Source organism: Rhodococcus sp. EPR-157, assembly GCF_001647195.1.
GTDB lineage: Bacteria > Actinomycetota > Actinomycetes > Mycobacteriales > Mycobacteriaceae > Rhodococcoides.
This window is the reverse complement of the sequence record NZ_LVCV01000481.1, coordinates 1-7,533: the sequence shown is the minus strand read 5'-3', so window position 1 is coordinate 7,533 and position 7,533 is coordinate 1. Positions and strand designations below refer to the sequence as shown.

8 protein-coding genes and 2 pseudogenes are annotated in these 7,533 nt (G+C 65.2%); 6 read left to right on the top strand and 4 right to left on the bottom strand.

Going from position 1 to position 7,533, the window contains the following annotated elements:
- Nucleotides 1-138: 138 nt before the first annotated feature.
- From A2J03_RS21930 to A2J03_RS21920, 3 genes are all read right to left on the bottom strand, one after another.
- The gene (locus tag A2J03_RS21930) at nucleotides 139-303 is read right to left on the bottom strand and encodes a hypothetical protein (protein ID WP_156520517.1); all 165 of its coding nucleotides are present in this window, start codon (nucleotides 301-303) and stop codon (nucleotides 139-141) included.
- 475 nt (nucleotides 304-778) lie between these two features.
- Complete coding sequence (locus tag A2J03_RS21925; RefSeq protein ID WP_068378206.1) at nucleotides 779-1,195, bottom strand: ATP-binding protein; 417 nt, start codon at nucleotides 1,193-1,195, stop codon at nucleotides 779-781.
- A gap of 79 nt (nucleotides 1,196-1,274) precedes the next feature.
- Complete coding sequence (locus A2J03_RS21920; protein WP_068378212.1) at nucleotides 1,275-1,640, bottom strand: STAS domain-containing protein; 366 nt, start codon at nucleotides 1,638-1,640, stop codon at nucleotides 1,275-1,277.
- A 167-nt stretch (nucleotides 1,641-1,807) separates the two neighbouring features.
- Here A2J03_RS21920 and A2J03_RS21915 point away from each other — a divergent pair, with 167 nt between their 5' ends.
- The 6 genes and pseudogenes from A2J03_RS21915 to A2J03_RS21880 all read left to right on the top strand — a co-directional run bounded on the left by A2J03_RS21915 (nucleotide 1,808) and on the right by A2J03_RS21880 (nucleotide 6,860).
- Nucleotides 1,808-3,388: a YihY/virulence factor BrkB family protein gene (locus A2J03_RS21915; RefSeq protein WP_068378205.1), complete on the top strand. Its 1,581-nt coding sequence runs from the start codon at nucleotides 1,808-1,810 to the stop codon at nucleotides 3,386-3,388.
- Complete coding sequence (locus tag A2J03_RS21910; protein ID WP_068378203.1) at nucleotides 3,385-3,663, top strand: DUF3618 domain-containing protein; 279 nt, start codon at nucleotides 3,385-3,387, stop codon at nucleotides 3,661-3,663. Before A2J03_RS21915 ends, A2J03_RS21910 begins: the two co-directional genes overlap by 4 nt.
- Nucleotides 3,660-3,932 carry a DUF4235 domain-containing protein gene (locus tag A2J03_RS21905; RefSeq protein WP_068378201.1) on the top strand — a complete coding sequence of 91 codons (273 nt, stop codon included), beginning with the start codon at nucleotides 3,660-3,662 and terminating at the stop codon, nucleotides 3,930-3,932. The genes A2J03_RS21910 and A2J03_RS21905 overlap by 4 nt, the downstream gene beginning before the upstream one ends.
- An 82-nt stretch (nucleotides 3,933-4,014) precedes the next feature.
- Nucleotides 4,015-5,107, top strand: a pseudogene (locus A2J03_RS32110) (carboxylate-amine ligase).
- A gap of 197 nt (nucleotides 5,108-5,304) precedes the next feature.
- Nucleotides 5,305-5,909 (top strand): annotated as a pseudogene (locus tag A2J03_RS21890) (FAD-dependent oxidoreductase); the annotation flags it as partial.
- 237 nt (nucleotides 5,910-6,146) lie between these two features.
- Nucleotides 6,147-6,860, top strand: coding sequence for a GAF and ANTAR domain-containing protein (locus tag A2J03_RS21880; RefSeq protein WP_082898002.1), 714 nt, complete (start codon nucleotides 6,147-6,149; stop codon nucleotides 6,858-6,860).
- Between the two features lie 150 nt (nucleotides 6,861-7,010).
- Here A2J03_RS21880 and A2J03_RS21875 read toward each other — a convergent pair.
- Nucleotides 7,011-7,533, bottom strand: a 523-nt coding sequence (locus A2J03_RS21875; protein ID WP_068378191.1) for a ZIP family metal transporter, incomplete at its 5' end; no start/stop codon positions are given.

Here is a 7,533-nt window from a genome sequence, read left to right as displayed (position 1 = left end):
GGTGGGCGCGTTCGGTGACGCCGTGCTTGCCTCATCTTGATCCGCAGCCGCCGATATTCACATCAGTACCGCCCACACGTTCGTCCGTTCAGCCGCTTGTCGCCCCGGTCGTGATTCGCCCGGTGATGTGTGTCCGGGTCAGAGGCCGCGGCGTCTGAGTTCGTTGTGCACCCTGGTGCACTCGTTCTCCATCGACAACACCTGATCGGCGGGTGCATCGTGGGCTATCGCCGACCGTCTCTCCTTCGTCAATCGGTCGTACCGCTCCCCCAGCTGGTCCGAGGACATCTCGGCATAGTTCATCAGCTCTCCTTCCGACCACCGCTGCACCCGGACATACCGCACCGCTGTGAACGGTCTCGTTTCCCAGGATCTCCTACCGCGCACGCGCCGAGAGGTGGTTTCGACGAACCGGGCCGCACTGGATTCGAGCTGGGGCCCGCACCCGGTTCTTACGCCGGCGGTTCTACACCCGACCGCCGGGGCTCCACCAGAGGACAATGTTCCAGAAGTCGATGTGCTCGTGGAAGTTGGGTTGACGCCGCCCGGCCCCGGGTACCGCCCACACCATGACGAAAGCGCATCCCCTTCGAGGAGGACCCGGCCAGCGGTGATGGTGTTGGTGCTCGGCGACAACCGGTCGTCATCGCCGTCGAGCGGATGGTTCACGCTCGCCCCTGACGCTGAGAACGCTGCCCTGTTGCTTCCTCATTGAGATCCTTCGCACTGCGTACCGCGCAGCCGAACGCGTGCGGATACTGCCTGCGGCGAGGAAGAATTAGACTATCCAGTTCATCAACACCGATGTTCCGCGGTGGGTGTGATCGATCGAGGTGTCGTTGCTCAGCGCAGTCATCAGCGGGATTCCGTTGCCGCGCAATGGTGTCGGTGTGGGCTGCTGCCAGGTGCCGTCATCGCTGACCGACACCTGAAGTGCTCCTTGCGCCGCGGAGTAGGCGGCGTGAACGGTCATCGTCCCAGTGACGGTCCGATCGCGGTAGGCGTGTTCGACCGCGTTCGCGACGGCTTCGTATACCGCGAGGGTGATGTCGTAACGGGTCTGTTCGGTGAAGGCAGTGGCGCTCAACCATTCGGCGAGTGCGCGGCGTATCGCACTGGCGTGCGACGGGTCGGCAGGTGCGTTCGAGATGACCCACTCGACCGGACCCGCTTCGTGCGCAGGAGGCGATGACATCACAGTGTCATACCCGTCTCCACCGAAAAAATCCCCTACCGCCGCTCGAATACTTCCTGTCGGACCGGACCACGTGTGATCAGGCTGCGACAGCTGCCACGGCCGCGTCGAGGTCGGTGTAGATCACGAACTGTTGATCGAGGCCCATCATGGTCAGCGGGCGGGCGGTGCTCGGGCCGTCCGCCACCACCGCGAATACTGCGGCATCGCCGATTCGGCGATTGGCTTCGGCCAGCACACTCATGCCCATCGACGCGAGGAACGGCACGTTCGTGAGATCGACGATCAATGCCGTTGGCTCGAGCTCGGTCAGTACCGTGTCGATCGACTCGGTCAGCTGCGGCGCTGTCACGAGGTCCACTTCCCCCCGCACATTCAGAACAACCAGCCCGCCCCGTCGGGTCACGCCGACCTCGAACGGGACCGCCACGGAGTCAGCTGTCATCTCGAACTCGACCACCTTCACACCTCACCATCGGACAATGGCGACAAGTTTATATCGCGGACAGTGGCACGGCGGTTCGTAGCCGAGCCAAAAGGGCGAGCGGCTTCGGTGCAGTCCTCGTCGTGGGCGGTCTGGTTCGAGTTCGAGCGGGTGGGTATCGAGATACGGTGAGCACCGAGCCTGATTCGCCTGCACCGATCGACGCCGATCCCGACGACCCGCGCAAGCCGGAGTCGCCGACGGATCTGACGAAGCCGTCCTGGGTGTTCGTGGTGAAGAAAACTGCACGCGAGTTCTCTCGCGACCAGTGCACCGACCTCGCGGCCGCGCTGACCTACTATGCGGTGCTCTCGCTGTTCCCGGCATTATTGGCGATCGTGTCACTGCTGGGGGTGTTCGGGCAGGGCCAAGCAACGGTCGACGGTGTGCTGCAAATCGTCGGTGACCTCGGACCGTCGTCCGCCGTCGAGACCCTACGTGGCCCGATCGAGCAACTCGTGCAGGCACCGACCGCGGGGTTCGCGCTGATCATCGGTGTCGCCGGCGCATTGTGGTCCGCATCCGGATACGTCGGCGCGTTCGGGCGGGCGATGAACCGCATGTACGAAGTCGAGGAAGGCCGACCAGTCTGGAAACTGCGCCCAGTGATGCTGCTGGTCACGTTGATCGCGCTGGTGTTGATCGCACTTGCTGCGGTGATGCTCGCCATCAGCGGTCCCGTGGCCTCGGCCGTCGGGGACGTCGTCGGACTCGGTGACACCGCACTGAGTGTTTGGAACATCGCGCGCTGGCCGCTGGTGCTGGTGCTGATCGTCCTGGCGGTCGCCATCTTGTACTACGCGACCCCGAACGTGCAGCAACCGAAGTTCAAATGGATCAGCGCGGGCGCAGCGGTGGGGATCATCGTATGGATCCTCGCGACGGTCGGGTTCGGGTTCTACGTCGCGAACTTCTCCAGCTACAACAAAACCTACGGCTCGCTCGCCGGAGCGATTGTCTTCCTGCTGTGGTTGTGGATCACCAACCTGGCGTTGCTGTTCGGAGCCGAACTCGATTCCGAACTCGAGCGTGGCCGCCAGCTCCAGGCAGGGCTCGTGGCCGAAGAGCGACTGCAACTTCCGCCGCGCGACACCCGGGTGTCGGACAAGAACGAGGCGGCAGATGCCGAAGCGATCGAGCAAGGCCGGCGCCTACGAGAGAGCCACAACCCACCAGAGACCGACCCGGCGAACACCGACCGACCAGTTCGGCCATCACACACCCCGGCTGAGCACAACCCGGCCGAGCACGCCCCGAAGGAGAACCTCATGACCGCAGAGCACCGCCCCGGCCACCCCGGGACCGACCCCGCCCGGCAGTCCGATGTCGCCGATCTGTCGACGGTGGAGCTCGTCGAACGCCTGACCACTCAGGTCTCGACGCTGGTTCGCACCGAAATCAATGCAGGGCTCACCGAAGTCAAGAGCAAAGGGGCCCGCGTCGGTATCGGCATCGGAATCTCCGGCGCGGGTGCCCTGCTGCTGTTCTTCGGCCTCGCCGCGCTCCTGACTGCCGCGGTACTGGGTCTGGCGACCGTCGTGGCAGCGTGGCTCGCGGCGCTGATCGTCGCCGCCGCCGTCCTGCTTCTCGGCGCGGTACTGGCCGCCGTCGGGGCATCGCGGGCGAAGAACGCACTGCCGCCGATACCCGAAGACACTGCAGCGAGCGTCGGTGACGACATCACCGCCATCAAGAAAGGAATCCGATGACCGACACACCAACCGGGCACACCGCTGACAGCAACGAGCCCCCGCCGAGCGTGGAGGACCAACGCGCCGAACTGGCCGAAACAGTGTCTGCCCTCGCCGCGAAAGCAGACGTGCCCACCAGGGTCAGCAACGAAGCTGCCTACCAAGCATCGAGGGCATCGACCGCGGTCCAGGATCATCGCGGCGCCGCCGCCGGAATCGTCGGAGCCATCGTGGCTGCGGTCGTGGTGAGCGTTGTTCTTCGCCGACGACGTTCAAGGAAGGTACTGCGATGAGTGCAGTGTCGAAAGCGTTCTACACACCGCTGTCGCTGGCGACGAGTGTTCTCGGCGGGATCGCGGCAGGCGTGGTGTTCAAACAGATATGGAAACACGTCGGCGACAACGACGTCGAGGCACCGGACCCGAAAGACCTCACCCGGTCGGTGCAGGAGGTGCTGATCGCGGCCGCTGTTCACGGCGCCGTGTTCGGCATCGTCAAAGCCGCCATCGACCGTGCAGGAGCTACCGGCTACCGGGCACTGACCCACGAGAACCCGACATAGCCGACGCGAGCGCTCGGTAGCCGAAGCGAACGCTGTCGGTCGACGCCGAAGCGGTCGACAGCGCGCGGGAAAGGGGCATCGGATGACTACGCGGCAAGTTCCGACGTTCGGAGTGGAAGAAGAACTTTTACTTCTCGACCCGAGCACCGGTGTCCCGGTGATGCGGAACCGGGAGGTAGCCGACCGCGCTGCATCGCTCGGTCTCGACGTGCAGCTCGAACTGACGCCCTGTCAGATCGAGACCTCGACACCGGTGCTGCACACCGCCGACGAGCTGCTCGCTCAGCTGCACCGGTCCCGGTCGTTGGCCGCGTCCGCAGCCCGCGCCTGCGGTGCAGCGGTCCTCGCGGCGGGTGTACCGCCGATACTGCCCACCAGCGGCCCGATCACCGACACCGTCCGCTACCGCCACATCGCAGCCGAATACGGCATCATCGCCGCCGAACAAGGCGTCTGCGGAGCCCACGTACACGTCGGTGTTCCGGATCGAGCGACAGCAAATGCACGTGGGCAATCATCTACGGCCCTGGTTACCTGTTCTGCTCGCGCTGACGGCGAACTCGGCGTTCTACGACGGCCACGACACCGGCTACGCCAGTTGGCGTTCGGTGTTGTGGTCGCGGTGGCCGAGCGCCGGGCCACCGCCGTTCGTCCGGTCACCCGAGCACTACGCGCAGTTGCTCGCGCAGATGAAGGACGTAGGCGCCATCCTCGACGACGGGATGGTCTACTGGGATGTTCGCCCCTCGGTGAGGTTTCCTACCGTCGAAGTTCGCGTCAGCGACGTCCCCGCCGACACAGCCGACACAGTGCTGTTGGCGGTCTTGGTCAGGGCGTTGGTCATGACCGCTCTGCGCGCCATCGACGACGACGTTGCACCGCCCGACACCACCGATCATGCTCTGCGCTGGGCGTATTGGCGCGCAGGCAGGAGCGGACTGCGATCGACTCTGGTTCATCCGCTCACCGGCCGGTCCGCTCCCGCCGATGCCGTGATCGACAGTCTTTGCAGCCACGTCGCGGATGCGCTCGCCGCATCTGCCGATTCCGCATGGGTGCAGGCGCAGGTGAACCGGTTGCGTACACGCGGGTCCGGCGCGGACCGACAACGACGGGCGCGCGCGGCCACAGGGTCGATCGCGGCCGCCGTGGTGTCGCTGATCGAACGCCCGTGAGGGCCTCGGCCCGGGAGTGGCCCGGCACGGGAGCATGAACCCACCGGCTCCGGGGTACAGAACATGTGGCGTATCCCCGCCGTGCACAGTCGCCGACGCCACACGGAGTTTCGTGGACCATTCGCGCACGCCGTCATTGGACGCAGTCGATGCTTATCACCGCGCTGATCGCTACGGCTTCACCCCGCCAGCCCTCCGAAACCCATCTCGGTGCACTCAGCGACGTCACCGGTACCGATATCGAAACCACCACCAAGGACGAGCCGAAGACGGTCACCCGGTACGACACTCGCACGGTGTTGTGGACAGCCGGCGTCGAAGCCGTTCCGTTCGTGCGGACCCTGGCGGATGCTCTTGGTGTCGAGCAGGACCGGTCGGGGCGAATCGCCGTCGAGGAGGACCTGTCGGTACCCGGGCACCGGAACATCTGGGTGGCCGGGGACATGATGTCGCTGAACGGCCTATCCGGTGTAGCGGAAGTGGCGATACAAGGCGGTCGCCACGTCGGAGCGTTGATCGCCGCTGACGTCGCCGACCCCGGTGCTGCGCGTGCGCCGTTCACCTACCGCGATCTCGGTAGCGCCGCCTACATCGCGCGTGGTCATGCCCTCGTTCAGGCGGGGCCGCTGCGCATGTCGGGCTTGCTGGGCTGGCTGTCGTAGGGAGTGATCCACATTGCGTTTCTGTCCGGCAACCGCATACGCGTCGGCACACTGGTCAATTGGGCAGCGACGCTGGCCACCAATTCCGCCGGGCACGCGCCATCACGTTCGGTGACCCCGAGACCGCCCGCACGCCGTACACCCGAGGTGAGCGGCGACCCGATCTGGTGCCGTCGACCTTCGGACACGATCGCGATGCAAAGCCCACTCTGATGACCGCAGCGGGGCCGGCGGAAACCTCGGCATGATCGTCCTCGCTCAGGCCCGGACGTCGTGCGGCGGTGTGCTGTCTCTCGTCTTCGGTGCCGGTGTTGCTCTGCACCTGGCAAGATGGGCAACACGATGTTCTGGAAATTTCGCTGTGAGAGGCAACGGCTGTGAGCACTGTCAACCCGCATCACACTGGGCAACGCTTTGCGTCGTTGGCGTGGGACTTGGCGCAGGAAACTGCATCCGCCCCGACTGCTCAGCGTGTCGTCGACCTGGCGGTGAAAACGATCTCTTGCTCCGGAGCCGCCGTGACCACGCTTCGCCGCAACGGGACCTTGAAGGTCATTGCCGCGTCCGATCCAGCGGTGCTGTCAGCGGCGGCGCGCATCGCAGATCGCACCGGTCAATCGTCGACCAAAGCCACGTTGACGGCGAAAGCAACGACCGTCAACAACGACGTCGAGCACGATCCGCGGTGGGATCAGTACCGACGCCTGATCACTGCCGACACCCCGATCCGTTCGACCGCCAGCTTCTATCTCGCATTGGCAGACGTCGAGCTCGGCGCGATGAGCTTCTACTCCCACCGGCCACAGTTCTTCACCCCAGGGGTGCTGGACGATTGTGCGATCTACGCCGACCATGCCGCGGTCGCGCTCAAGGCGGCGCGGGCGGAGGACCGCAGCACGCAGCTGGCCGAAGCAGTAAAATCCAATCGCGAGATCGGCATCGCAACCGGTATTGTGATGTCGCGCTACGCAGTCTCCGAAGACGCGGCATTCGACATGCTCGTGGTGGCCTCGTCGCATACCAATCGCAAATTACGCGAGATCGCCGCGGCGACGGGCGATGTTCCATCATGGCGGCCGAAACACACGTGACCGGCAGAATGCTGCGATCGGGAGCAATCGAATGGTGACCGAGTGTTCGGGTGTTCAGCTGCCGCGGCGCCGCCCCGAACTCCTTGGTCATCGACTCGCACCTATGGACTCGCACAATGGACTTGCACCTATGGACTCGCACAGATGGACTCATCCGAGAGCGAAGGCGACCAGAAAGCCTGCTGCGGTGGCCATACCGACCCACCATCCGCCGTCGCGGTAGGCCTCGGGCATGAGCGAGTCGGCCAGCACCGCCAATGTGGCGCCGCCGGCGAACGCCTGCACAGCGGCGATCCCGGTCTCGGGGATGACGTCGGAGAGCGCGAACCCGACAACCGTGACGACCACCAGCATCACGGCGGTCACCACCCACAATGCCAGTGCTCGCGCGCGGCTGAAGCCGTGCTGATCACGCATCAACGCAGCCCCTCCCACGGCCTCGGGGATGTTGCCGACGGCGACAGCCACCAGCAGCACCAGGCCGCCGCCACTGGTCAGGGACACCCCTAGTGCAGTGTTCTCAGGGACACCGTCCAGCACGGTGCCAAGCATCAACGCCCACCCGATCGCGGAGGGACCCAATCGGTTCTCGATGACGTGGTTGGCACCCACGTACACACCGGCGCCCGCGAACAACGCCGCACCTGCGACCGCGATTCCGGCTACCGCGAAG